Genomic DNA, 25,626 nt, shown 5'->3' on the forward strand with positions numbered 1-25,626 from the left:
GCTCCGCACGACATCGTCCAGGCCATCGGCCGGGCGCTCCGTCAGAAGCCCGGACAGGGCAAGGTCGCTTCCCTGATCGTGCCCGTCTTCCTCCAGCCCGGAGAAAAGCCGGAAGATATGTTCACTTCCGGCTCCTACCGGCCTCTGGTGAAAGTCCTGGAGGGCCTGCGGGCTCACGATGAAGAGGCCGTGGAATTGCTGGCAATTCCACAGGAGCCGCAGAAGGACGTCGCGCAGCCGTCCGTGAACATTGGCTCTGCGCCCGAGGAAGGCGAAGACGAGTCCCGTCTCCTGCTCCGTTTTGCCGCCCCCAGGGATCCGGTGATGGTCGCGGACTGGGTCTCCTTCAACGTGATCGACACCGAACGCCAGGACTGGGCACGCGGCTGGGCGAAGCTGAAGACGTACGTCGAGCGGGTCGGGAACGCGAGGGTGCCCTACGGACACCGCGAGGGCGCGACACCACTTGGACAATGGGTCGCGGAACAACGACGCGCCTACGCAGCCGGGCAGATGACCGGCCAGCGCGCCCGACGGCTCGAACAGCTCGGCATGGTCTGGTCGCCGGCCGATGAACGCTTCCAGGAAAACCTCGAAGCCGCCAAGGCCTACTACGACCAGCACTGGACACTCTGCGCCCCCCGCACTGCGACAGCGCTGGGCAAGCCGTTGGGGATGTGGCTCGCGAATTTGCGGCGACCCGGCGCGCTGGAGGGTCACCCTGAATGGAAGACGGCACTGGAGGCCGTGGACGAAGACTGGAACCCGGACTGGCCGGCGGAGTGGCAACGGCACTACGCCGCACTGCGCGAACTGGTCGCCGACGAAGAAGGCCAAGCCGGCCAGGTGGAGGTCCTGTCCGGCGTCACCGTCCACGGCATGGACATCGGGAAATGGCTCGCCAAGCAGCGCAAGCCCGAGGTCTGGCAGACCCTGACAGAGGGACAGCGCCAACGCCTGGAGGCCATCGGCGTCGTACCGCTGGCTCCGCCCGCGGAACCGAAGGCACCCGCCACGGCGCCCCAGACTGCCTTGAGCGCCTTTGAGAAGGGCGTTGCGGCCCTGGCGCAATACAAGACCCGCACGGGCTCCCTGACCGTCCCACGAGGGCACGCAGAGGCGTTGCCGGACGGAACCGAAGTCCGGCTCGGAGTATGGCTGACCAACACCAAGACCCGCCGGGCCAAGCTCCCCGACGACAAACTCACCGCACTCGCCACGCTGGGACTGGAATGGGCACGGCAGGGTTAAAGAGTGGGTTAAGTTGTTGGTTAAGAAGTATCGGGTTCTGGCGTGAAGGTGCAGGGAAATGGCATCTGAGGAAGAGCTGTTCGCGTCCGTCGACGCTCTGTTGAACGAGGAGCCGCACCTGCCACCGCCGGCGGAGCGTGCCCGGCTGCGTGAGGCCGCCGGTATCACCCAGGCCCGCCTCGCCACCGCGTTGAAGACCACGACTCAGTCAGTGAAGAACTGGGAGAACGGCCGCAGCGAGCCGAAGTCGCCGCGCCTGGACGCCTACCAGCGGCTGCTGAACGGATGGGCGGCGAAGTACCCCGCCCCAGGCGCAGCTCCGACAGCCTCGGTTGCCGCAACGGCTCCCGCGGCGTCTACCGAACCGGCCGCGTCCAGGGTGGAGACGGCAGATGCCCCGCAGGCTCCCGCCGTTGCGGCTGCGGCTCCGGCGCGCCCCGCCATCCGGCCCGCTGCGACATCGCGGCGTCCGGCCATGAAGAAGGCGTCGCAGCCCGCGGCCGACCCGCACTTCCCGCACGGGCCCCTCGCGGTCCTGGACGGTGACGGCTGCGCGTACGGCGTGGACGGGATCGTGCTGGACTGCCCGGCGAGCACCGTGGTGGGGCTGGTGGAGTGGACGCTGCGCGAGTCCGGCCTCGGAGCGCCGAAGCTCAACCGGTACGGCAAGGACAGCGACCCGCTGATCGTGCTCACCGCCGCGGCTGCCGTGAAGCTGGGGCTGCCGGAGCGCCTGGAAGGCCACGAGCAGCGTCGCTCCCTGCGCCTGCCCGAGGACCATCCCGTGGTCAAGCAGGTGGTTAAAGCGAAGTGGCGGCTCACCCAGCGCGGGTTCGGCCCGTGGGCAAGGATCTACCGCAAGGCGCAGGGCCGCGAACGGCAGTGCGTGCAGCTGGCGGTCCTTTCCTGAGACGCCCTTGATGAGCGGTCCTGGCCTGGCGTGAGCGAGATGGAGCCGGCCGACATCGCCCGCGTTCTGGGCGTGTACGCCACCCGGGTCATCAGCCCGCGCGGATCGACGGCCGTGTCCGGGCTGGAGCTGATGACGGCGCTACGCCCGCCGACGAAGCCGGAGCGCGATGAGGAGACCGGCAACTGGGTGTCCGCCTACAACCCGGGATCGCTGGGGACGGAGCCGATGGACCCGGCGCCGCCGGAGGCCACCGCTGAGCACCCCGTCGTCGTGGGCAGCGGCTGGACCAGTGGCTTCCTTGATGAGGAGGCGTACCAGTGGGTGCGGCCGGTGGACCTGCTCACCGATGAGGAGTGCACGCTGCCCTTCGCGGTCGGCCTGGACCTGAACACCGCCTTCCTCGCCGCCGCGGCCCGCCTGATCGTCGGCCTGTCCGCCCCGGACCACTTCCACGCCCCGAAGTTCAACCCGAAGATCCCCGGGAGCTGGCTGGTCGACCTGAGCCACATCGAGCTGGACCCGCGCCTGCCCTCGCCGTTCACGCCGGACGGCTCCCGGCCTACGGGCCCGGCCTGGTACCAGACGCACACCGTCGCCTACGCCCAGGAGCTCGGCTACGACGTCCACCCGATCGAGGCGTACCTGCGGCGGGAAACCGGTGCGTACCTGGACCCGTGGCACGACCGGCTCAAGAACGCCTACGTCGACACCCTCGCCGACCTCGGCGTCACCCGGGAGCTCTCCGACACCGAGTTCCTCGCGGCGATGGAGCGGCACAAGGACGTCGACCCGGCGATGGCGGCCGTCCTCGCCGCCATCAAGGCCACCGTCAAGGGCGGCATCGGCAAACTGCGTGAACGCCCCCAGGGCAAGAAGTACAAGGAGGGCGAGCGATGGCCGGCTCTTCAGCGGCCGACCTGGCGGCCCGACATCCGTGCCGCCGTCATCTCCAAGGCCCGCATCAACATGCACCGCAAGATGCGCAACATGGCCACGATGACGGGCCTGTACCCGCTCGCCGTGCTCTCCGACTGCGTCGTCTACCCCTCACCGGGCGACAGCCCGCTCGACTTCCTCCCCTATGCCGCCTCCGGCAAGCCCCAGCCCGGCGCCTTCCGCCTCGGACCCACCCCCGGCCTGGCCAAGCTCGAGGGCGTCCAGCCGATGCTGTGGGCGGTCGACCTGATGGAGAAGGGTTACAACCCGGCCCGCCACATCAAAGGCGGCGACGCCGTCCTGGACGAAGGCGAGTAGGCGCTGTGGGAGAGATCGACGACGCCATCGAACGCGCCGACCGGGAGGGCTTCACCCGCCAGCCGCCCAAGACCCTCCAGGCACGCATCAACTTCCTGATGAAGCAGCTCAGGACGACCAAAGCCGTTGCGCAGGAGATCGGGGTCAGCCAGCGGTCGGTGGAGCGCTACCGCAAGGGCGAACGCAAGCACCCGCCCCAGGCCATCGCCGAACGGATCGACGCGGCCGTACGGGCGCGTTGGCAGCCCCAGGTACGCAGACGCCGCCGGAAGCAGGCCGCCACCACCACGGGCATCACGGTGGAGACGAGGGCCAGGTTCGGCTACACCGCACCCATCGGCACCACCGACGACGGACGCTTCCGACGGCTCACCGTCCACCTGCCCCCCACCTACGCACAGCGCCTGTTCAACGCCCGTGACGCCGGAGCCAGCGACCAGCAGATGCGCCAGATCATCGCCGAAGGATTCAAAGACATCTACTTCCAAGACGGCGGAGCCCGCGCCCTGGGACTCTCCGACGTCACCCTCAACGACATCGACTACCTCGACCTCGACTACTGACCCGGCAGCGACCGGGAGACCGGACCTGCTCGTTGAGCCGAAGCACGATCGTTGTCACAAGCCACGGGATGGGTTGGGGAAACTGTTGCTGACTGCGGGTGCCTTTCGGGTGGCTCCCCTGCAGGGTGAGATGACCCTGTCGTTCCTGGGGCGGATCGCGGACAGGTACGGCCTGACGGTGTCGAGTCTGCTGTCGGCGGTTACCGAAGTGGCCGGCCAGCAGGGCGTCGCCGGGGCTCTACGGGGCGACAGTGAGGTGTTCTTGAACGCCTCGGCCCGGGACCGGGTCACGGCGCTGTGTCGTGTGCCGCAGGTGGGCTTACACCGTGCGTTGCCGGCCTGGACGCGGGAGGAGCCGCTGGGCCCCTCGAAGGAGAGGCCGGCGGCGCGGCTCCACAACGGGGTCGAGACGGTTGCCGCCTGGGGTCCGGCCTGCCCTGGCTGTGTGGCTGCGCGGACCGGCCGCGTGGCACCAGCCCGGGTGTACCGGGCGGCGCACCAGCGAGTCTGTCCACGCCACCGGTGCTGGCTGTTGAGCGTGCCTGGCAGCGGGGGCCGTGTCGTCGGGCTGGCCGGATGCCCGGAGGTGGTCCAGGCGCAGGAGGACCACCGGAGGCTGCTGCGCCGCTCCCCCATCGCTGCTTCGGCATTCGAGGTTGCTGAGGCGGTCACCGCCTCGTGGTGGGCGCAGAAGTGGCCCGAGGAGCGCCTGTGGCCGATGCGGCTGGAGGCGGCCATGCCCGCGGGCGAGGATCCGCAGCGGTGGCGGATCATGGCGCGGGATCTGGTCACCTACCCAGAGACCGTCGCCCTCGCCACGCTTCTGGCCAGCCGGGCCTGGCGGCTCCGTGTCGCGGCTGACGGTGGTGGTCACCTCCCCTACCGGTTGGCTGATGTGCCCTGCGTGCCCAGCGAGCTGGGCCATCTCTTGCGGCGACCGTGGCTCACCGAGCATCTGGCCGCCTGCACCCACGGACCGCTGTTTGCCTGGACGTACCAGTGCACCCGTACCAAGGGCGTCAGCGGAGACGCCGAACAGCGGCTGTGGCAGGTCCCCTTGGCGCTCCGGCCCTGGCCTCTCGCCGACATTCTCGCGGGCTACCAGCATCGGCAGACTGCAGGCACAGAGGGTCTGCAGTCTCAGAAACGGCTGCGAGGCCACAGCGTGCACGCCGACGGGGCCTTCGCCGCCGGCCTGGCCCACGCGCGCACCTACGCCACCCAGCACGACCACCTCGCCACCCAACGCGACACGCGAGTCGGTCCCTTCGCCCTGGGGAAATGGGTGCACAACCAGCAGGCCCACGCCCTGGCCCTGCCTGAAGAAAAGGCCGCCGCCCTGAAGGAGGTGGATCCGTGGTGGAACATCCCCTGGTCGGTGAAGTGGCAGCGCTCCTACTACCGCGCCCGCGACCACGTCAGGCGCCACGGCCCCCTCAACGCCGCCGACGGCTTCCCCGACACCCACGTGCTGACCGGGGAGTGGCTGTATCTGCAGTGCACGGACTACAGCTCACTCCACCCCGAACAGCGTCGTCTCCTGGCCGACATCGGCCTCACGGCCCAGGCCGCCGGCAGCGCACGCCCGCGCCGAACGAGCCGGACAGCGGGCATCGATAAGGCTGTTGCCTGTGCGCGCGCCTTCGTCGCCGAACACGGATGCCTGGCCCTGGCCACCAAGAACATCTCGTACCAGGGGTTTTTGCTCGGGAAGTGGCTCACTGCCCAGCGTGTCCTCGCCCGCCGCCAGGACGAACCCGGCGCGCATCTCCAGGTGCTCGACGCGATCGACTTGTGGTGGAACCCGCCGTGGCCCTTGGCGTGGCAGCGCACCTGGCACCGGATCCGCGCTCATGCCCAAGACCGGCGCCAACGGGCGGCAGAAGGGGGCTGGCCGGAGGGCAGTGACGGCTGGGCCACGTGGCTGTCCGTACAGTGCACCGGCTACAAGCAGCTGCATCCGCAGCAGCAGCATCTGCTGGCGCAGATCGGCATCACCGCCGAGACCGCCGCTGCTTGCCCCCACGAGATCATCGCCCAGCTCTGCGGTACGGGCCCCGGGCTGGCCCACGCGCGCACGTACGCCGCCGCACACGGCCACCTCGCCACGCCCCTGAAAGCTTGTCCTGAGGGGTTTCCGCTGGGCCGGTGGCTGAGCGAACAGCGCCACCAGGTGCGGGAGCACCATCGCAGTACAGGCGGGACATGGCCGGTCAGCACGCTCCTCGCAGCGCTCGACCCCTGGTGGAACCCGACCTGGTCCTTGGAGTGGCAACGCAATTGGAGTCGCGTACGCGAGCGGTCAGAGTCCGCGTCCGCAGCCGACGGCAGCGGTACCGGCATTCCCGGCCTTGAGAAGGAGCTGGCCGACTGGCTGAGGCGTCAGTGCACCGGCTACGGCACACTCCAACCCGAACAGCACCGCCTGCTGGCCAAGATCGGCATTACCGCCGAAACAGCCCGAGCCGCCCAACCACCGGCTCTCCGCGCCGAGCCCGGTCTCCTGGACACCGCGCTCGCACAAGCTCGCGCCTACGCAGCCGAATACGGCCATATCGCCGCGCCCACCAGCACCGTCCTCGACGGGTTCCCGCTGGGGAAGTGGCTGGCCTGGCAACGACGACGCGCCCGTCAGGGCCGCCTCTCCCCCACCCGGGCCGAAGCCCTGACCATGATCGATCCGTGGTGGAATCCGCCCTGGCCCCTGCCATGGCAGCAGGCCTACCACCGCCTCCGCACAGCAGCCACGGGCGCCGCCGGCGTGCCGACCACGAACCTCCCCCGAGGCCTGTGCCGCTGGGCCCGTGTCCAACAGGAGTCCTGGGAGCATCTCCACCCCGGCCAGCAGAACCTCCTGACCGCCCTCGGCGTCACCCCCCACGCTGCCGTAGGCGAACGGCCCGCCCCGGCCACACGCTCCTACCCCGTCAGCCCCGGACTCGACCACGCACGCGCCTACGCCACCCGACACGGCCACCTCACCCCGGACAAGCACACCCGACAAGACGGCTTCCCCCTCGGCACATGGCTGTGCCAGCAACGCCGCAAAGCCCGCGCCGGCGTCCTCTCCACCACCATCGAGGCGCTCACCGCCCTGGACCCGTGGTGGAACCCACCCTGGCCCTACACCTGGCACCGCACCTGGCAGCAATACCGCACCCTGATCAGCGGGAACGAGCCCCTCTCTGACACACTCCACCACTGGATTGCCCAGCAACGCGCCCATTGGCAAACCCTCCACCCCCGCCAACAACACCTCCTCACCCACACTGGCATCACTGAATGAGATCGCAGTGTCCAACAAGCCAGTCCAGCTCTCCCACGCCTCATCAGACGCTAGAGTTTTCCCACCTCGTCCCGAAGTGGTGTGTTTCAACGGCGCGTTGGCGGCTGCTGCCACCCTCGTGTCCGTGCCGTGCAGCAAGGGAGCATTGTGCGACTCGTCGAACTCAGCGTCACCAACTTCCGCTCGCTGGGCGACGTCCAGGGCATCCCAATCCACAAGCAGACCATCCTGACGGGCCACAACGACTGCGGGAAGACAGCGACCCTGGACGCCATCGCCTTCCTGCTCGGCGAGCGCCCTCTCGCGGATAGTGACATTTCTCAGTTTGCCGAGAGTGAACCCGCGCGCGCTGCCCTGCCATCGGACGATGACGCTGCGGAGCCGATCGCAGTGACGGTGGAAGGTCGGTTCGACCCGTCCGAAGCCGAGAAGAAGGCCCTGGGTCTCACCTCTTCCATCCAGGTGCGCCGTCGGCACGTAGAAGGCGAAGGCGTCTGCCTTGAGTGGCTGGCGCAGGTGCCGCAGAACCCCGCGCTACGGAACATCTCTTCCCTGAAGGTGTCCGAGCTCCGCAGCCTTGCCTCCGATGTAGGCGTCAAGTTGCGTGAGGGCCAGCCGAACGTCAAAGCGAGCTGGACCGAGCTTCTCGAGGAGCATGCGGCCTCAGCCTCAACAGTTGCCGGTTGGGCGCCGGCGCCCGAGCACGTCGTCAGCGCCCTGCCGCAGCTCCTCTATTTCCGGGGCGATGCCGCGGAGACTCCCGACACCGTGGTCCGCAGCATTCTGACGGCGAAGTTGCGCGAGTACACCCTGCGTGAGGAGACCCGGCAGAAGATCACCGATCTGGAGACCGATTTTTCCGGCCTGCTCAAGGACGATGCCGCCCGGCTGCAGAAATTGGTTGAGGAACGATGCGGCTTCGACTCCTTCTCGCTGGAGCCGACCGTACAGTTCCGGCCGACGGTGAGTGGTGTCTCGATGACCGCTGCGGCACCGGGCCAACGGGCTGTGTCACTGGCTGCGGCCGGGGCGGGCCGGTCCCGCCGGATTTCGCTGGCGCTGTGGGAGGCCAGTCAGCAGCTTCTGTCGGAAGCAGCGGAGGACGGCGTCACAGGCGGTGTGATCATCGCCTATGACGAGCCCGACACGCATCTCGACTACGAGCACCAGCGTCGCATCATGGACATGATCAAGGTGTCGGCGTCCGCCGCACAGTCCACCGTGATCGTTGCCACCCATTCCCTGAACCTGATCGACGGTGTCGACATCCAGGACATCGTGCATCTCAACAGCAGGGACGGACGAGCCTACGTACAGTCGCTTGGCGCAGAGGACACCGACGAAGACACCCGGCGCTTTCTGTCGAACATGGCGGTTTCTCTGGGCTTCCGCAACAGTGTCCTCCTGCACGAGCGGTGTTTCGTCGGTGTGGAGGGCCCCACCGAGTACGCGGCGCTGCCGGCACTGTTCAAGCTGGCGTTCGGTTATCCGATCCAGTCCGCGGGCATCGCACTGTGGGACTGCGGTGGCAACGACGGCGCCCTCAACTTCGCCAAATTCCTCAAGAAGCACAAGCGCACCGTCTTGTTCCTGGTCGATGGGGACTCGATCCGCGACAAGGAGAAGGAGTTCAGCCTCAATCGTCTGGAGAAGTACGGTTTCACCGAGAAGGACTGCCTCTTCCTCGGAGACCCGAACGAGCTGGAGGACGTCTTCAGCGACGAACAGTGGGCCGACACCATGAACGCCGAATGGCCTCGCAAGGACGAGCAGCAGTGGACGCCCAAGGATGTCGCAGACCTGCGCAGCAGCGCCAAGTTCAGCAAGTCGCTTCACAGCCTGCTGTACCAGCACTCCGAACAGGCTCCGCGTAGAAAAGAGAGCATGGTCGTCGAGCTGGCACAGCGACTGCGGCAGCCCTCAGACGTTCCGCCTGCCCTGGTGAAGTCGTTCAATGACGCAATCAGGGTGGCCAGCGAGGCAGGGCTGCGTCATTGGTCCGAGGACGAATGAGCCAACCGTGCTGAACGGCGGGCTTTCATCCTGCTCAGACGTTGCTCACGGGTAGGAGCCTCCCATGAGTGCACTCCCGCAGAAGCCACCCACCGTCGGCCGTGTCTGCTCTTTTCCTCACCGCACCACCGGCACCCGGACGGCGCGGGTGGATCTGTATGCCGAACACGCACAGCCATGGCACGCCCCTCAACACTCTCCACTCGGTCCGTCACTGGCGTACTCAAAGAGTCCCATGGAGCACTGACAATCGGCAGAGCGAGCACCGAGCCAGGCAGGCGGAAATCAGCACTGTTGTGCCTGCCCTCATGGCTCTGTCAGCGCCCACAGCGCTGACAGAGCCCGCGCAAGTCCTATACGTCGTCGAAGCTGGGCTGACTCCATGGCTGGTCGGGGGGTGGACCTTGGGCGCCGAGAAGCTGAGTGATCTTGTCAGCTTCATCGCTTGAGAGATCGGAGAGCAGGCGCGTCGTTGTACCGAGGAGGGCGTCCAGCGGTACCTGGGTACGTGCGCCGCGGGCGCTGGCGATTCCGGTGCCGAACAGGCACTGGAGAGTCTCGCCGGAGGGGATGCGGGCTTCAGCCTCGATGACTCCCTCGGCCTGTCCCAGCGCGTCGCTGATGCCGTCGAGTTGGGCGTCGTGGGAGATGTCGTCGCCGGGGCCGCCGTATCCGACGTGGCGGTTCGTCACGACCATGCGAAGAGAGGTCAGCGGAATGCCGAAGCGGTCGGCCCTGTTCCTCACCTCGTCGAGGCGGGGCAGGTCGTGCTCCTGTCCCTGCGGGAGCTGGCGCCGGGACTGGGCCACCAGTACATGGAAACGCGGAGTCTGAAGGATCAGCTGTCCAGCCTTCACCGCCCAGCGCCACGGGCTGATGTCCGCGTCTGCCGCACCGGGCACGATCATGCAGACGCGGCTGGTCCAGAGCCGAATCGCCTCACGCATCAGGTGCTGGAGATTGCCGGTGCCGGCGGCCGGGGTGCGCAGCAGGACGGGAAGACTGATCATGCGGACGACCCGGTCCCAGAACGCGGCGTCGGCAATGTCCTCGGATTCCAGCAGGTACATCAGGGCCGTCTCGTCGAGATGGCCGACACCTCGCCGGGGTGCGGGGAAGCTGGCAAGCGTGGATCCGCCGCCCTGCCAGAGCGCAGCGAGGAAGGCTGACATCCGGTCGGCGACGTCGGTGGTCATCCGCGCGGTGAGGGCCTCGACGGCGTCGCGGGTGGGAACGCGTTCTCCCGCGCGAGCGGCCTCGGCTCCCTGGACGACCGTGTTCACGAACTCCTCGGTCGCCGCTTTGTCGAGGGTGCCGCGGCCGCCTTCGAGAACGGAGCGGGACACCAAATGGGGGATGCCAGGAGAGTCGTCGGCCGGCTGGAGCGCGCCGAGCGCGGAGGCGTCGAGAAGCAGCGCCGTGCTGCTGCCAGGCAGCGAGGGAAAATCCCCTTGTTGCCGGGCAGTGGGCAGTTGACCGAGAGCGAGAAGCACTGGCCGGTCGGCGCGGGGAAGGCGATGGAGGTCGTCCTCAAGTTCGCGCTGGTCCGATGTGGTGCGCAGATAGATGAACCGGCGCGGTGTGCGGGGTCTGCCGGGCCATTCGAGGACCATGTCGGGGACATGGGTGTGGTTGAAGAACTCGGTCCTGGTGATGGTGGCGCCGGGGTCCATGCGGCGCAGGTGCCGGGCGACGATGTCTTTGACCCGGGTGAACATCATCCGGTCGTCGGGCTCGTCCATGGCCTGGGAGATCGACTGTTCGACGATGTTCACCACGAGCCCTCTCTGCGGGTGAGTTCGGCGGCGACGATGGCTGCCCAGTCCTTGAGCGGCAGGAGGGTCTCCTGCTTGTCCGAGAGCACGATCAGCCACAGGCGTGCGGCGACCGACTGGGCAAGTTCAGTGTCCAGAAGTTCTCGGGCTTCCTCGGTGTCGCTGGTGCCGAAGACGCGGCTGCTGTGCTGAAGGACCGCGGCTTCCACCTGGCCGGGTGAGTTGAGGGTGGACCAGGAGTTCGCGCGGAAGGGTGCCCAGGTGATCCACATGAAGTGATCGCTGAGGTGGTGCTGGGCCTGGGCGGCTACGTAGCACTTGGCGAGGAACTCGTCGAACTGGGTTCCCTGATCGCTGGGTTGCGCGTAGTTCTTGACCTCCGCGCAGAACATGTCGTTCTGGTAGGGGTCGCCGCGCATGGCGCCCCCCAGGTCGAAGGAGAACGTCCGGCCTCCGTACGGCCAGGACAGAGTCAGCCGACGGCCGCAGGACTCCGAGTCCGTGTTCGCGTACGCGCCAAAGATACGCATCGTGCCTTCGAGCCACTGCTTGGCTCTGCGGGCCCCCGAGAAGCCCTTCACCTGAGCATCTTCGCCAACCACCACAGGCGTAGCTTAGTGCGATCGGATCATCACGATGCGCTCGAACGGGCCAATCCCCCGCCTCACCGACGCCCGCCGGCTCCGAGAAGGGGAGGCCCACGGCCTGGGAAAGTAAGCAGACGACAGGGTCGAAGACCGGACGACTCCTGCGAAAACGCCCGCCCGCAGCGGTGAACACGAGACCGTGGCGTAGTGATCCCTGACCTCGGCCTGCGGCGGACCGCTCCTCTGCGGAGGGAGACAACCTCGTCGCTGATCTGCCGCATCGCCAGCCACTACGGGATGGAAGCGAAGGTGCTGCGGTCGTACTGGAAGTGGCGCAACTACCCGCTTAGGCACGAGGGCGGAGGCGCACGGGCCGACGCCGAGGTGCTGCTGAACGCAGCCGGACGCCAGCTCCTGGCAGGCATATGCGGCGTCGAGGAAGACGTGCTGGCACGGGCGTTGCCGTCCTGGGAAGAAGGGGACGCCAAGCTGCGCGTCGAGGATGGCGATCCGGTGGGGCTGTGGCGGATCGGTGGCGCGGTGGCCGGCCCGGTGGCGTTCAGCTGCCGGCTGTGCACGGCCCGGCGCACGGGGACGGCCCTCCGGGCAGTGCGATACGCACCGCGGTGGGAGCGGGCGTGTGTTCGGCATGGGCGGTGGCTGCTGGCCGCGGACGCCAACCAGCCGCTGGAGCACCTCGACCTGCGTGGCCTGCCGGAGGTAGTGGCGGCGCAGCGGCGGTGGGCCTCGGTGGCGCGGCGGGCGGCGCGGGCCGGAGCGGAGCCGGAGCGGGTGTTCGCGCTGGCGCAGGCGGTGGTGGCCCGGTGGTGGGAGCAGGCCCTGCAGTGGGAGCGAGAGACGATCTGGCCGCGGCGCCTGCACCAGGTCGCGGGCGGGGATGCAGGTGGTGATCTGGAGCGGTGGCGGATCGTAGGGCGGGACGCGGTCGTCTTCCCGGAGGTGGTGGCGGTGGCCGGCGCACTTCTGGACCCGGCCATGGCCGAGCTGGTGTGGGCCGACAGCGGTGCCGGGCGGCCGCGGGCGCTTCCCGCCGACGGGATGTTCTGCCACAGGCTCGGTGAGCGGCTGGGGCGGGGATGGCTGGGGCCGCTGGCCGCGACGGACCACGGCGGGCCGCTCATCGCGTGGATGGGCAGCGTCATCCGCGTTCGCCGCGGCGTCGGCGGGCCGCCCGGGTATGACAACGACCCGTGGTGGCTGCGCCAGGAACACCAGAGCGCGACCATGGCCGGCCAGCTGCGGGTGCTGGGCAAGGAGAAGAAGGCGCCCGGCTCGGGGACGATGTGGCGGGCTGCGGTGCCCGCCGAGCAGCGCAGGCTGATCACCAGCGCTATCTCCAGCGCCGAGGAACCGCTGCTGCAGCTGCGCGGGGTGCAGACCGGTCCGACCGCCGAGGTCGCCCGACGGCTGCTGCACGGGCTCGGTCACAGTGCCGGCCTGATCGAGAACGCCTGGAAACGGACCGCGGTGGCGGCGGTGAACGGCGGGGTGCCGCTTCAGGAGGTGGCCCGGTGGGTGGACATGCCCGTTGAGGTGCTCAGCCAGATGCTGAGGGAGGGCAGGCAGGAGAACGGCGGCTGAGAGCGATGCGTCGACGGGCAGGTCGGCTGTTAGCTGATACGGCACTCGTTCGTGGCAGAAATACTGAAAACGGGGGCTTGTGTCGGCGGGAGCGGCTTGGCTGGCGCGGGTGACCAGCACAGGAGCGGCCCGACACCGGAGCCGGGCAGGGCGAGCGGCCGTGGACCAGGGCAGCGGGTTCGAGGCGGTGTTCCTCGACCCGGTGGGGCAGGCGGTCCAGCAGCGGTGGGCGGACGCCGCCATGACCGTCGCGTTCGAGGAACTGCCGCCAGTGTCGGCGTTCCCAGTGGTCCCGGGGCGGCGCTGGGGGCCGGGCCTGTGGTGGTCGGCGACCACCAGGCGGCACGTAGCCGCGGGGTCGAACGCGATGCGTGTCCAGCTGATGGTCCTGGACCGCGACCCGGACGTGACGGGGCTGGCGGGGCGGCCCGTGCGGCTGCTGTGGCGTAATCCCCGCGGGCAGGTGCGTTCCTGGGTGCCGCAACTCTTCGCCCGCCGTGCCGACGGCACCGCGCTGCTCGCCGACTGCCCCAGCCATCCGGAGGCCGGTGGCGAGCGGGCGGTGAAGGCCGCCGAGGCGGTGGCGCAGGCGTGCGCGCACCTCGGCTGGACCTACCGGCGCCTCCCACCGCTCGACGACGTCCTGGCCGCCAACCTCAAATGGCTGGCCGGTTACCGCCACCCCCGCAACGCCGGCCGCCGGGGGCTGATAACGGCGGTCGTCGAGGCGTTCACGCGGCCGCGGCCGCTGATCGAGGGCACCGAAGCGGTCGGCGACCCGATCGAGGTCCTCCCGTGCGTATTCCACGCTCTGTGGCACGGCCGGTTGACGGCTGGTCTGGACACGCCGCTGCACGAACGCATCCTCGTCGGCCCGCGAGGCTGGAGCGACCAGGGCAAGAAGGGCGGTGCCAGGTGAGCGCGCGGCGCAATTCCAGGCAGGCCGTGAAGGTCGGTGCTCACGTCCGCTTCCGTGACGTGAAGTGGCAGGTGGTCGCCCTTTCGGGACAGGACATCCACCTCCTCGGCCCGGACGGCGGTGGTGAGGTCGTGCTCGCTGGGCATCTGTTCGCCGACCCCGGTTTCGCCATCGTCGGGGCCGATGCGCCTCAGGCGGCCCCGCAGTGGGGCCTGTTCGAGACCGCTCCCGCCGCGGCGCGCGAGAAGGCGCTGGCCTGGCAACGGCACGTTGCGGGAAGTCGAATGCGGCCTGCCTGGCGGGCCCGGCAGCGAAGGGACGGTACGGGAGCAGTACGCCCCCGAACGGCACACGCTGGCCGAGCGGGAGCAGGCCAAGGCCGAGGAGCTGACCGCGCTCGGCTTCGGCCGGGTGTCGCGCACCACTGTGCAGCGCATGCGGCTCGCCTACCGCAAACAAGGCCTGTGGGGACTCCTCGACCACCGCACCACCCGCGCCTCCAGCCCCACCGGGCGTTCCGACGAACGGGTCGTCGCCGCCGTCCGCGAGGCACTGCGCCGCCGCCGCGGCCGCTCGAAGGGCACCGTCAACGGCCTGTTCCCGCTGATCAACCAGATCCTTCAGGACCGGCACGGCCCCGACACGGTGCCCGCGCCGTCGCAGGCCACGCTGTACCGGCTCGTCACCAATCTCGCCCGGCCCGGCGAACTGCCCACCGGGCCCGTGAGGCAGGTGCCCGCGAGTATGGACGGGCGGGCCTTCACCCCCGCCACGGCGCTGCGTCCCGGCGAGCAGGTCCAGGTCGACACCACCCGCCTGGACGTCCTCGCCCTCTTCGACGACGGACGCCTGGCCCGGCCCGAGCTCACCATCGCCGTCGACGTCGCCACCCGCGCCATCCTCGCCGCCGTGCTGTGCCCGAGTGCGACTAAGGCCGTGGACGCGGCGCTGCTGCTGGCGGAGATGGCCGTCCCGCACCCCGCCCGGCCGACCTGGCCGGACATCCTGCGCATGGACCACGCCCCCGCATTCCCCCACCAGCGGCTGGCCACGCTGGACGAGCGGCTGGCCGGGGCTGCGGCCCGGCCCGTCGTCCTGCCCGAGACGATCGTCGTCGACCGCGGCAAAGTTTTCGTCTCCGCCGCGTTCACCGCCGCCTGCGAGCACCTCGGCATCAGCGTCCAGCCCGCCCCGCCCCGCCCCGCGCCCCCACCGCCAAAGGCATCGTGGAGCGGACCTTCGGCACCATCAACGCGCTGTACTGCCAGCACCTGCCCGGCTACACCGGCTCCGACGTCACCCGCCGCGGCCCCGACACCGAGAAAGACGCCTGCTACAGCGTCGCCCAGCTGCAGGACCTGCTCGATGAGTGGCTGGTGCACTATCACCACCGGCCCCACGAAGGCCTGCGTCACCCGATGATGCCGAGAAAGGCCCTCACCCCGAACCAGATGTGGGCCGCGCTCGTCGCCGTCGCCGGACACGTCCCCGTCCCGCTCACCGGCCGCGACTACCTCGAACTGCTGCCCGTGCGCTGGCAGGCCATCACTCCCGCCGGCATCACCATCCACCACCGCACCTACGACCACGATCTCCTCGCCCCATACCGCGGCCAGGCCTCCCCCGTCGCGGGCCGGGGCGGGAAATGGGAAATCCACTACACCCCCCACGACCTGCGCCAGATCTGGATCCGCCTGCCCGACGGCGAGCTCACCGAAATCCCCTGGATCCACCGCGACCACGTGCACCAGCCGTTCAACGACCACACCTGGCAGCACATCCGCACCCACGCCCACCACCACAACCACGACGACAGCCAGCAGCATGAGGCCGACCTGGCCGACGCCCTCGACCAGCTCATGCGCCGCGTCCACAGCGGTCACGCCACCACCACCGAACAAGCTCTCCTCGCCCGCGCCACCACGCTGCCGGTTCCCGCCGCACGGTACCCGCAATACGGCACCGGCCCCATCACCGGCGAGTCGGCGCACCACGGCGAGGACGACAGCATCGACGACCTCCCCGAGGACGACACACGCCCCGCCGCGGCCGCCGGATTCGGGCTCTACGACGCATACGAGGAAGCCGACAAGTGGTGAATAGCCGCCCCCACCCCGCAGCGCACCAACCGTCCAGCGCACCCGCCGACGCAGGCAGTGGCAACACGGCCGAGCTGTCCTGGCCCCTGACCACCTGGCAAGGCTGGCACCGCTTCGCCACCACCGAGCCGCCCGCACCTCCCCGGCCCGGCGACCCGCCCCGCAGCACGGAAGAACGCCTCGCCTACCACTCCGCGTTCGTCACCATCCGCACCCCCGCCATCAGCCAACTCGCCACCCAGGTCCGCACCCTGATGATCCTCGGCCGCCACCAGCAGACCACCGCACGGCCCTCCCTCATCGTCACCGGACCCGCCGCAGCCGGGAAAACCACCGCCCTGCTCAACGTCGGCCGCACCTGCCACCTCGCCCACACCCGCAAAAACCCGCCCCCGCCCGGATCAGCCCACGCCACGGCACCCGTGGCGTACGTCCTCGTCCCGCCCGGCGCCACCGCGAAAACCCTCATCACCGAGTTCGCCCGCTACCTCGGCATCCCCGTGGCCGCCCGCATGACCCAGACCCAGATCACCGACGCCGTCTGCCACACCTACACCCAAGCCGGCGTCCAACTCGTCCTCATCGACGAGATCCACCGCCTCAACCCCCGCACCACCACCGGCGCCCAGGCCGCTGACCTACTCAAAGACCTCACCGAACGCCTGGCCGCCACGTTCGTCTACGCCGGCATCAACGTCACCGACACACCCCTGTTCAGCGGCACCCGCGGCGCCCAGCTCGCCGGCCGCGCCACCCTCATCACCTGCGGCCCCCTCCCCGCCCGCCACGGCACCCGCGAACCCTTCCGCGACGTCATCACCGACATCGAGAACGCCCTCGACCTCACCCACCACAAACCCGGCACCCTCCCCCGCCACACCGCCTACCTCCACCAGCGCACCGCCGGCCGCATCGGATCCCTCACCCGCCTCATCCGCCAAGCAGCCATCACCGCCATCCACGACGGCACCGAACGCATCACCAAAACCGCCCTCGACGCGGTACAGCTCGACCACCTCGCCGAACAACACAGACGCCCCACCCGCAACCGCTAACCCCCACCCACCGAACAGGACAAACAGCCCTGACCAGCGAAAACACCAACCGAGCCTTTACACGCCAGCGAAACCCACAACGAACCCGGCCCCACTCAGCACACACGACACAACCCCAGCTCACACCCCCAACTGCCCCCCGGAACCGCGCACCCGGCCACTCTCAACGAACCCACAACACACCAGGCCAGCAAGCCCGCGATACACCAACAAATCCCCCTCCGAGCGTTACCGGCGTGACCTGCCACGGAATGGACATCGGACGATGGCTCATGAGGAACCGTCAGCCCGGCGTCTGGCAGGGACTGATGGACGGGCAGCGTGAACGCCTGGATCAACTCGGCATCACACCGCTCACCCCGCCCGCGGGGCCGGAAGGGCCCGCGAGGCCATCCAAGACGCCCGTAGGGGCCTTCGAGAAGGGCGTCGCGGCCCTCGCCCAGTACAAGGCCCGCACCGGTTCTGTGAAGGTCCCCAGGGCTCACACAGAGCGGCTGGGAGACGGAACCGAGGTCCGACTTGGGGTATGGATCATGAACCAGAAGACCCGCCGGGCAAAGCTCACCACCGACAGACTCGCAGCGCTCGCCAATCTCGGCATCGACTGGGTGTGACGGCGAACGAGGAAATGTGCCGTTTTCGGCCGGCGTTGCACTGTAGCTGGGTCACGGCGGCGGAGGTGGGGCGGCGAGATAGGGCGCGAGTTGGGCTTCAAGATCCGCGACGTGCTTGTCCAGGAAGCGGTTGTTCTGGCGGGCGTTGGCCAGACGATCTTGGAGGCGTTGGTTGTCCTGGGTGAGCTGTCGTGCTTGCTGCTTCAGGCTGGTGTTCTCGGTGACGATCCGCTGAAGTGGGCCTTTGGGGAGATCGTGTTCGAGGTCGCGGAGCTTGCCGAGGAGTTCTGTGATGCGGGTGCGTTGAGTGAGGATTTCGCGCTGTGTCTGGGCGAGTGCCTCTTCGGCATTGAGGGCGCGTTCTCTCCAGGCAGGCTGTGTCGGCTGCGTGTGGCTGCGGCGGTTGGAAGGTTCGGGGTGAGAGCTGCTTGTGCGGACGGCCTGCTCCACAAGGGTTCTGGCTTGCTGGTTTTGGTAGAGGAAGGTGCGTGAGACGCGGGCGGTAGGGGCAACGGCTGCAACGGTGACAGGGGTATGGTCGCGCGCCATAGCCGCCAGGGCGGTCTGGAGGCGTTGAAGCATCTTGGGTGGCTTGGCGGCGGGGTCGTACGGCCGCGTCGGTGCGGGAAGTCCTCATGGCTGCCCTGTGGTGTCGTCGGGGGCTGGCAGTGCTGCGAGGTCTCGGGCGCGGAAAGCGGTGCTCCAGGTGCGGTGGAAGTAGTCCTGTGGGCGTCGCAGGTCGAGGGTGCGGGCTTCGTCGAGGATGCTGAGGGCGGCCAGTGCGTGCTCGGGTCCTTTGATGGCCTGGGCGGTGGGTTCGAAGACGGTGTGGAGGTAGTCGGCAGTGGCATCGTCGGGGGTGTTCTCGGCGATGGAGCGTCACGCCTGCCGTCGGCTGTGCCAGTAATACGCCAGCGGAGGCGGCAGGGACACCGCGGGGCCACGGCCCTCCTGGCCGACTGACAGGTGGGCGGCCCGTCTGTCGCGGAGACCGCCCGAGAACTGGCCGACACCGTGCTGGCCGGACCGGACGGGTCCGTCCGCCCCTTCTCTTCCATGGAAACCACCGCACGGCAGTGCGCGGCTTACCTCACAGCGTGCTGCAACGACCACGGCAGCGTGAGCACAGGCGAGCCGACCAGCCTCCTATGCGAACGTGTCGCTGCGCACCTGCTGTTGTGGGCCGAAGATCGCAACGACATTGCCGACGGACGCTCCGAGGCCGTTCGCGCCCTGTCCATCCTCGCTGAAACCCTGTCGGCGCCTGTCCGAGACGGCACATGCAAACGGCTCATGGGACCTATACCAAGATCTCACAGAGCAGCTGGCCAACGCCCTCGACGGACACACCCAGCACCCCCTGAGCCGCTACAAGATCAACACTGGAGGAGACTGGCGTCTGCCCACAGAAATTCTGCACGCCACCGCCGTCCTGGCCACCAGCGCCGAACAAGCCAAACGCGTCGAACAGCGCCTGCTCCCCCACCTGACCCATCCCGAACAAAAACCAGACCACGGCCGGCTCCAGGCGCAGACCGTGCTCACACTCGACCGCCTGCCCCCCACGCCAACGTCCCTGACGGCCACCCACCCCTCACCACTCATCCGGCAGACCGCCGTAATCTGCTGGGGCCGCGCCGATCACCGGGATCCTTCCCTGGCACGCGTCTTCGCCGAGGACTCCAACACCGGCGTACGCCACAACCTGGCCCGTACTCTCGCTGAGCTCCCCCCAGGCGAGCGCCTGAAGTACGAAACCGTCACCGAACGCCTCCGTACCGACAACAGCGCACGTGTCCGCCGAGCCACCGCGCTGATTCCGTAAACGCGACGCTCAACGCCACAAAGCTGCGCCCGAGGCACCAACGGCATACACGTCATCGACCCCGTGACTGTCACCTCAAACCATGCGTCGCAAACATGTCCGCGACGCATCGGAGCAGCTCAAGAACATCCCGATCATCTTCAGGGTCGGTAAAATGGACGAGGCACATCGGACTTCGGGGTCGATGGGGAAGGCGTGGGCCGATATCCATGACCAGAGCGTGATCCCCTCGCGCCGTCGGCTGTATCTGACGGCGACGCCGCGGATCTGGGAGGAGCGGCTGAACCCGGGAGGTCGCTGAGGGGATGCGGAATCCGCTACCACCCGAGATGGCGGCAGAACGTCCTCAACACACCCGTGCGCTCAGAATCACAGCACCGACGCAGTGCACGGCATCGCCAACCGGGCACGGATAGAGCGACGCGTCGTCACCGATCGGAGGCCCATGCCGCACGATGAGAAAGACAACCCCGCCACCCTCCTGCCCCTGCTGCGCACCAGCGTCGACCGGTTGCTCGCGACGGCGGCCGCGCTGTCGGACAAGGACGTACGGGGCCCCTCCCTGCTGCCCGGCTGGACCCGCGGCCACGTCCTGACCCATCTCGCTCGCAGCGCCGACTCCCGCACGCGGCTGCTCACCTCCGCCCGTACGGGAGCCGACCTGCCGCAATACGCCGACGAGAACCAGCGGGAACGGGAAATCGAGGAGGGCGCCGGACGGCCTGCCAACGCACTCCTCGACGACATGGCCACCGCGCTGCGCCGCTTCCTCTCCGCGGCGGAAGACCACCCGTCTGACGCCTGGGACGTGCCGGTGCGCTGGCTCGGGGGCGGTCTGCGGCCGGTACGCGGCGCTGTCGCCAGCATGTTGCGCGAGGTCGAGGTGCACCACACCGACCTGGACGCCGGACACCGTCCGGTCCACTGGCCCGCCTCGTTCACCGCCCGCGAACTGGAGACGACCACCGCGCAACTGCGTACCGAGCCCACCGTCCCGCCCATGACGCTGTGCGCCGACGAGGACCAGGTCCCACGGGTGATCGGCAACGGCCCGGGGCCGCGGGTGGCCGGCCCGGCGGCTGAGCTGCTGGGCTGGCTCACCGGGCGGACCGACGGGCACACCTTGACCGTCGAACCGCGAGGGCCCCTACCGACGCTGCCGACCTGGCGAAGCTGACCGTCACAGCCGTGCCTCACGGGGCGAGGTCGAGCCGGGCGGCGTTGAGGAACATCTCTGGCTGCTTCAACAGCCCGAGGTCGACGAGCAGCCCGAGGGAAGGCTCGAAGGACAATGATGGGGTCGCGCCGCTGACCGTGGCCGCTTGGTCCAGGCGGTTGCCCCGCAGCGCACTGACCGTCTCGGTGTGTCCTTGCGCCGGGTGCTCGATGATGCTCCAGTGGGCGCCACCCGGCGTCCAGCAGGTCGAAGATGCGCTGACAGGTGGCGTTGCCGTCGGCCGCTGCTCTGCTCCCGCCGTGGGCCACGGCGGACGGGTGCCTCCGTCATCCCCACGCCACGGCGTGGTTCAGGGTGCCGTCCGTGAAGCCGATGAAGAAGCCCAGGGTGGTACGGGTGGCTCCGTGGACCTCTTCGATCTCGTGATAGTAGGTCGGGTTGATGAGGTAAACGTCGTATGTCTGCGGCCGGAAGATGTGCCGTGGCGCGGTGGCGACGACCTCGCTGCGGTAGCCCAGTTCGCCTGGGACCTTCCACCGCTCGTCGCGCGGTTCCCACGGTTTCCTGTAGGTGACCAGCTCGCCGCCCCAGTCGCACTCCTGGAGGCAGACGATGCAGCTGAGTTGGCCCACCACGTCGGCCACCCTCCAGGCCGTGCCTGCCGCGTCGCGGGCGATGTGGTCGTTGTGCAGGGGGTTGCGCACGCCATCGGCGTGCAGGCGGATGACGGCCTCGCCGTACGAACGGCCGTCCGGCCCGCTCGCCGGTTCCAGGGCGGCGAGTTCGAATGTCTGGCGCAGCGCAGCGCGGACGCGGGCGGGCAAGTCGAAGCCGGCGTGGGCCATGCGCTCGTTGGCGCGGGAGGCGATGTCGAAGTAGTCCTGGGCATCGTCGAGGTGGGCGGCCAGGTAGGGGCCGACGGTGGTCAGGGAACCGTTGGTGTAGTTCACGGTCGAGGCGAGGCTCAGCAGGTCGTGGGCCTGTCGGCGGGCTGTGTCTAACTCTTTCTCCCCCAGCAGCCCGCGGAGGCGGACGACCGGGGTCTCGCCCGTGATCAGTCGGCGAAGTGGTTCGGCCCCGAGGACGGTGCCGTCCGATATGTCGTAGGTGGCGCGGTTCCACGTGGGTTCATGCTGCACGGTGCGAGCTCCTCTCGTGCAGGGCGAAGGGCAGTTCGATGACGGTGGCCGGCGGGAGTGTTTCCCAGCGATGGACGTCGGCGAGCGCGGGGATGGGTTCGGAGGCGATGATCTCGGCCTCCGGCAGGCGGAGCCTGCGGAGTGTGAAGTACTGCTGGTAGGGGGCCTGCGGCGCGGTCCAGTGCACGACGTATGCCCGTCGGGGGTTGAGCAGGAGGGCGTTGCCGCTGGTACCGCCGGGTGGAATGGCTCGTAAACGCGCCAGAGTTCGTTCGATGTCGAGTTCCTCTTCTCCCCGTGGCAGCAGGTAGTCGAAGTACTCGGCCGAGTCGAAGGCCGACGCGCTCAGGCCGAGACTCTGGTACACGGTGGGCAGGAAGCCGTTGTGCATGAAGTACCAGGGGCCGGAGTCGTCCAGGCGTTCCAGGGGATGGGTGAAGCGCGGACCGATCCGGTCCGGCAGGGTGGCGTGCCGGACGTGGAGAGCGAGCATGTCGGTGCGCAGCGCATCCATCCCGGCGTCCCTGCGGCTTTCGGCCAGTGGCCGGTGGTCCCGGTGCGTGGCCAGGGTGCCCTGGGCGGTTCGCCAGACCGCGCCCCAGCCGTTGGGGTGGACGCGTGTGGGGACATCGTCCAAGGCTGTGACGCCGGTGCTCATGCCGAACGCGGCGTCGAGGATGGCGGCTGGGTCGAAGCGGCCGCACGCGATGATGAAGCGGCACATGGGTCCTCCCCTTGAGCGGTGGCACAGTGGGTGAGCAGTCGCCGGGCGCCCTCTCGCGTCTGCGCCTGGACGATGACGCGCCCGAGGACGACAGCGTGACGCTGTCGGTCGGAGACGAGGGCGGCGGCGTGTGCGGGGTCGAGGGAGACCTCGCCGGGCACCGGGGCGGCCGGCAGTATGTCCACCGAGGCGTCGGTACGGGCGAGTCGGGCCGCGCGGTCGAGTTGGGCCGGGCGGGTGCAGGCCAGTTGGCCGAGGAAGGGCCCCTGGTTCTCTGGGGGCGCCTGGAGGTCGGGGGGCGATACCTCGCCGAGGTGGACGCCGAGCGCGAGATCTGCCCAGCGGACGCCGAGGGCCCGCTCGGTGAGGGCCACCAGCCCTCCTCCCGACAGCCGGAATCCCATCTCGACGAAGTACAGGCCGCCGTCACGAGCGGCGATCGCGTCGAGGTGGAAGGGCCCGTCGTGGTAGCCGAAGGCCTTCAGGCAGGTCTGCGCGAGGGCCGGCAATCGCGGGTCGGCCGTGGCCGGTGGCATCACCAGGTGGCCCGCTTCGCGGAAGCCGCACCATTCTTCATCCGGCGCCGGTTCGAGCAGCACCAGCTTCTCGCAAACACTGAGTACGTGGGCCTGGCCGTGCCGGGCGACGCCCTGCACCGAGAACTCCGTGCCGGCCACGTACTCCTCGATCAGCGTGCCGGTGAAGGCGCCGCCGCCGTAGTTGACGGTCCGCGCCAGGACGCGCCGGGCGCGCCGCTCTTCCTCGGCGTCCTGGACGAGGAAGACGCCGAGCCCGCCTCCGCCGTCCACGGGCTTCACCACCCGCGGGTAGGGGACGGCGGCCTCCGAGGGGTCCTGTCCGCCGAGTGCGTGGCGCGGCTGACTAACCTCCGGTGCCGATCGCGCCAGCGCTGTCCGTTGGCCGGCCTTGTCCGGGGCGTGGAAGGGCGGCTGGTTTGCGGAGGCGGGAGGCACGGACAGGGCCGCGGCCGCGTCGAAAGCGGCGGCCGCGTAACGTTCGAAGCCCGCGAGCAGGACCGCGGGGCGCACGCCGGCGGTGTGCAGCGCGGCCAGGAGCCGACGGGGGTCGTGTGGGCGTTCGACGGCGATTTCCTCGTCGAAGGAGGCGCGTCCCAGCTGCCTGCGCCATGCGAGGTAGCCGGGGGTCTCCACGAGCACGGCGGTCATGCCCCGGGCGGCGGCGCCGGCCCGGTAGGGGTCCAGGCCGTCCCGGGTGGCACCCACCTGCACAAGGGCCGGAGCGGAGGCGGCCATGCCTCACCGTCCCGACAGGAGTTCGTAGACGATCGGCCCGTTCGCGCTGTGCTGCGTACGTATCCGCTCCTTGTGCGGATCGTCCTGCAGGACGAGGTCCAGCAGTTCACCGGCTTGCGGCTGATCGCTGGCGTACAGCTGCCGCATCTGGGGAACCGACAGACCACTGATGTCCTCCAGGGTCGCGCCCAGTTCGTCTGCGGCCGTATCCGGCCCGCTCGTGGGAGCGGACAGCAGGGCGCGGATCTCGGCCTCCCGACCGGCCAGTGCAGGGTGCTCGCACCGGAGGAAGGTGCTCAGCGTCTGGCCGCGGGCCGTGAAGGGGGCGTGGACGAGGCAGACCAGATGCGTGCCGGTGAGCCCGTACGCCTCATGAGCGAAACTTTCCACTGCCTGCCGTACGGCTGTTCGTCCCGTTGTGCTCTCGTAGCGTTTGGCCATGTGGTCGATGAGCCGCTGCGGAAAGTCCTTCTGCCGCATCAGCCGCAACGCGAAGGCCACGTACTCGTCCATGCCGTCGTCATAGGTACGGCCGTAGACGTGCTCACAGGTCAGACCTCGCAGATGGGCCATGAGAGCGGGGTTGGCGCAGTCGGACTCGGTGAAGCTGAAGGCGAGGTCGTCGAAACGGAACCCCAGGAAGTCCGTGAGCAGGGCCCAGTGACTGCCGGAGTCGTAGCTGGTGTCGTCGAAGATGGAGAAAAAGGACAAGTCGGCGGGTACGTCGGCGTGGACACCACGGTCGTCGGTGGGCGTGTCCTCGCCGTGGATGGTCCGGGCGTAGGTACGGCCGACGGCGTCCAGCGCACCGAGCACACGAGGGAAGCCCGACCGCTGCTGGGCCCGCGGGTCACGGCCGACCTGGCGGGCCAGGCGGTTGATCCACACCGCGTAGTCGCGTTGTTCCTCCCGTGAGTCGCCGGTGACGATGAGGTCGGCTCCACGGCCGTGGGCGGCGGCGAGGCCGAAGGAGTTCACCATGGACAGGTTGCATGCATTGCAGAAGGTAGGACGGGCCTGGGCAGCGGTGCGGTGACCCGTCATCAGGATGTCGGCGCGGCTGCGAGCCGTCACCGCGGGGTCCGGCGGCAGGTCGGGGCGGAAGGGGTGGATCAGGTCGCCGTCAAGCAGCAGCAGTTCACAGGAGGGGTCCTCGTACATGCCCAGTGCGTGGTAGACCCGGTCGATATTGTCCATAACAGCGCGTGGCATGCCCGGGTGCCGGTTGGTCGCACTGCGAAGAGTGAACAGGATTCCGTCCCGTTCGGCCAGGACCAGTTGGACAGCGCGTATGAAGGCGAGCGTGTAACTGCTGTCCTTACCGCCGCCGTAGCCCACCAGGACGGTCCCGTCCGTCGCCGAGCCGTGCTGCTCCAGCACCTCCCGCAGGCGATCAGCGGTGGTCTTCGTCGCGGCGCGGTCCTGGTCGGACAGGTGGTCGAGGAGATGGGCGAGCACGGCGGAGCGGCCGGTCGCCGTAGGGGCGGGAGTGGTCAGGGTGTCATCCAGGGACATGGGGCCTCATTGGGGTCGGAGTGAGGGGTCTTGCCGGAGCG

General features: G+C 69.0%; 17 protein-coding genes and 4 pseudogenes. 14 read left to right on the plus strand and 7 right to left on the minus strand.

Going from position 1 to position 25,626, the window contains the following annotated elements:
- From ACOBQB_RS00390 to ACOBQB_RS00415, 6 genes and pseudogenes are all read left to right on the plus strand, one after another.
- On the plus strand, positions 1-1,251 hold a 1,251-nt coding region (locus tag ACOBQB_RS00390; protein WP_423587891.1), incomplete at its 5' end, for a Helicase associated domain protein.
- A gap of 58 nt (positions 1,252-1,309) precedes the next feature.
- Positions 1,310-3,418: pseudogene (gene tap, locus ACOBQB_RS00395) on the plus strand (telomere-associated protein Tap).
- A 5-nt stretch (positions 3,419-3,423) separates the two neighbouring features.
- Positions 3,424-3,981: a telomere-protecting terminal protein Tpg gene (gene tpg, locus ACOBQB_RS00400; protein WP_307718047.1), complete on the plus strand. Its 558-nt coding sequence runs from the start codon at positions 3,424-3,426 to the stop codon at positions 3,979-3,981.
- A gap of 109 nt (positions 3,982-4,090) precedes the next feature.
- A pseudogene (locus ACOBQB_RS00405) lies at positions 4,091-4,501 on the plus strand (TniQ family protein); the annotation flags it as partial.
- Positions 4,502-4,519: 18 nt separating this feature from the next.
- Complete coding sequence (locus tag ACOBQB_RS00410) at positions 4,520-7,267, plus strand: helicase associated domain-containing protein (protein ID WP_423590298.1); 2,748 nt, start codon at positions 4,520-4,522, stop codon at positions 7,265-7,267.
- Positions 7,268-7,414: 147 nt separating this feature from the next.
- Positions 7,415-9,280: an ATP-dependent nuclease gene (locus ACOBQB_RS00415; protein ID WP_423587892.1), complete on the plus strand. Its 1,866-nt coding sequence runs from the start codon at positions 7,415-7,417 to the stop codon at positions 9,278-9,280.
- Positions 9,281-9,633: 353 nt separating this feature from the next.
- On the opposite strand, the gene ACOBQB_RS00420 is transcribed toward ACOBQB_RS00415, so the two are convergent.
- Both ACOBQB_RS00420 and ACOBQB_RS00425 read right to left on the minus strand, forming a co-directional pair.
- On the minus strand, positions 9,634-11,055 hold the full coding sequence (locus ACOBQB_RS00420) for a hypothetical protein (RefSeq protein WP_423587893.1): 1,422 nt from the start codon (positions 11,053-11,055) through the stop codon (positions 9,634-9,636).
- Positions 11,052-11,660, minus strand: coding sequence for a hypothetical protein (locus tag ACOBQB_RS00425; protein WP_423587894.1), 609 nt, complete (start codon positions 11,658-11,660; stop codon positions 11,052-11,054). Before ACOBQB_RS00425 ends, ACOBQB_RS00420 begins: the two co-directional genes overlap by 4 nt.
- Before the next feature lie 189 nt (positions 11,661-11,849).
- Here ACOBQB_RS00425 and ACOBQB_RS00430 point away from each other — a divergent pair, with 189 nt between their 5' ends.
- From ACOBQB_RS00430 to ACOBQB_RS00450, 5 genes and pseudogenes are all read left to right on the plus strand, one after another.
- Positions 11,850-13,244, plus strand: a complete 1,395-nt coding sequence (locus ACOBQB_RS00430) for a DNA-binding protein (protein ID WP_423587895.1) — start codon at positions 11,850-11,852, stop codon at positions 13,242-13,244.
- Positions 13,245-13,404: 160 nt separating this feature from the next.
- On the plus strand, positions 13,405-14,163 hold the full coding sequence (locus ACOBQB_RS00435; RefSeq protein ID WP_423587896.1) for a TnsA-like heteromeric transposase endonuclease subunit: 759 nt from the start codon (positions 13,405-13,407) through the stop codon (positions 14,161-14,163).
- A pseudogene (locus ACOBQB_RS00440) lies at positions 14,160-16,262 on the plus strand (Mu transposase C-terminal domain-containing protein). Before ACOBQB_RS00435 ends, ACOBQB_RS00440 begins: the two are co-directional and overlap by 4 nt.
- 86 nt (positions 16,263-16,348) lie before the next feature.
- On the plus strand, positions 16,349-17,317 hold the full coding sequence (locus ACOBQB_RS00445) for a TniB family NTP-binding protein (protein ID WP_423590300.1): 969 nt from the start codon (positions 16,349-16,351) through the stop codon (positions 17,315-17,317).
- Positions 17,318-17,589: 272 nt separating this feature from the next.
- Positions 17,590-17,931, plus strand: coding sequence for a helicase associated domain-containing protein (locus ACOBQB_RS00450; protein WP_423587897.1), 342 nt, complete (start codon positions 17,590-17,592; stop codon positions 17,929-17,931).
- 51 nt (positions 17,932-17,982) lie between these two features.
- Here ACOBQB_RS00450 and ACOBQB_RS00455 read toward each other — a convergent pair whose 3' ends face one another.
- Positions 17,983-18,480, minus strand: a complete 498-nt coding sequence (locus ACOBQB_RS00455; protein WP_423587898.1) for a DUF6262 family protein — start codon at positions 18,478-18,480, stop codon at positions 17,983-17,985.
- A 607-nt stretch (positions 18,481-19,087) separates the two neighbouring features.
- Between ACOBQB_RS00455 and ACOBQB_RS00460 the strand changes: the two genes are divergently transcribed.
- From ACOBQB_RS00460 to ACOBQB_RS00470, 3 genes and pseudogenes are all read left to right on the plus strand, one after another.
- Positions 19,088-19,756 (plus strand): HEAT repeat domain-containing protein, encoded by a 669-nt coding sequence (locus ACOBQB_RS00460; protein WP_423587899.1) that lies wholly within the window; start codon positions 19,088-19,090, stop codon positions 19,754-19,756.
- 154 nt (positions 19,757-19,910) lie between these two features.
- Positions 19,911-20,094: pseudogene (locus ACOBQB_RS00465) on the plus strand (hypothetical protein); the annotation flags it as partial.
- 107 nt (positions 20,095-20,201) lie between these two features.
- Entirely contained in the window at positions 20,202-20,933 is a 732-nt protein-coding gene (locus ACOBQB_RS00470; RefSeq protein ID WP_423587900.1) for a maleylpyruvate isomerase family mycothiol-dependent enzyme, read from the plus strand.
- A 326-nt stretch (positions 20,934-21,259) separates the two neighbouring features.
- On the opposite strand, the gene ACOBQB_RS00475 is transcribed toward ACOBQB_RS00470, so the two are convergent.
- From ACOBQB_RS00475 to ACOBQB_RS00490, 4 genes are read right to left on the minus strand one after another with little or no spacing between them, the layout of a single operon-like run.
- The gene (locus tag ACOBQB_RS00475; RefSeq protein WP_423587901.1) at positions 21,260-22,072 is read right to left on the minus strand and encodes a hypothetical protein; all 813 of its coding nucleotides are present in this window, start codon (positions 22,070-22,072) and stop codon (positions 21,260-21,262) included.
- A complete protein-coding gene (locus ACOBQB_RS00480) occupies positions 22,062-22,796 on the minus strand; it encodes a class II glutamine amidotransferase (RefSeq protein WP_423587902.1) in 735 nt (244 codons plus the stop codon). The genes ACOBQB_RS00475 and ACOBQB_RS00480 overlap by 11 nt, the downstream gene beginning before the upstream one ends.
- Positions 22,727-24,070, minus strand: a complete 1,344-nt coding sequence (locus tag ACOBQB_RS00485; protein ID WP_423587903.1) for an ATP-grasp domain-containing protein — start codon at positions 24,068-24,070, stop codon at positions 22,727-22,729. Before ACOBQB_RS00485 ends, ACOBQB_RS00480 begins: the two co-directional genes overlap by 70 nt.
- A 3-nt stretch (positions 24,071-24,073) precedes the next feature.
- Entirely contained in the window at positions 24,074-25,585 is a 1,512-nt protein-coding gene (locus tag ACOBQB_RS00490; protein ID WP_423587904.1) for a PqqD family protein, read from the minus strand.
- Between the last annotated feature and the right edge of the window lie 41 nt (positions 25,586-25,626).

This window comes from Streptomyces sp. G5(2025), from assembly GCF_049542075.1.
GTDB lineage: Bacteria > Actinomycetota > Actinomycetes > Streptomycetales > Streptomycetaceae > Streptomyces.

Excerpts from the sequence above, each read along its gene's own strand:
- ACOBQB_RS00450 (WP_423587897.1), top strand. The coding sequence starts at position 17,590 with ATGAGGAACCGTCAGCCCGGCGTCTGGCAGGGACTGATGGACGGGCAG.
- ACOBQB_RS00455 (WP_423587898.1), bottom strand. The coding sequence starts at position 18,480 with ATGGCGCGCGACCATACCCCTGTCACCGTTGCAGCCGTTGCCCCTACC.
- ACOBQB_RS00470 (WP_423587900.1), top strand. The coding sequence starts at position 20,202 with ATGCCGCACGATGAGAAAGACAACCCCGCCACCCTCCTGCCCCTGCTG.
- ACOBQB_RS00480 (WP_423587902.1), bottom strand. The coding sequence starts at position 22,796 with ATGTGCCGCTTCATCATCGCGTGCGGCCGCTTCGACCCAGCCGCCATC.
- ACOBQB_RS00485 (WP_423587903.1), bottom strand. The coding sequence starts at position 24,070 with ATGGCCGCCTCCGCTCCGGCCCTTGTGCAGGTGGGTGCCACCCGGGAC.
- ACOBQB_RS00490 (WP_423587904.1), bottom strand. The coding sequence starts at position 25,585 with ATGTCCCTGGATGACACCCTGACCACTCCCGCCCCTACGGCGACCGGC.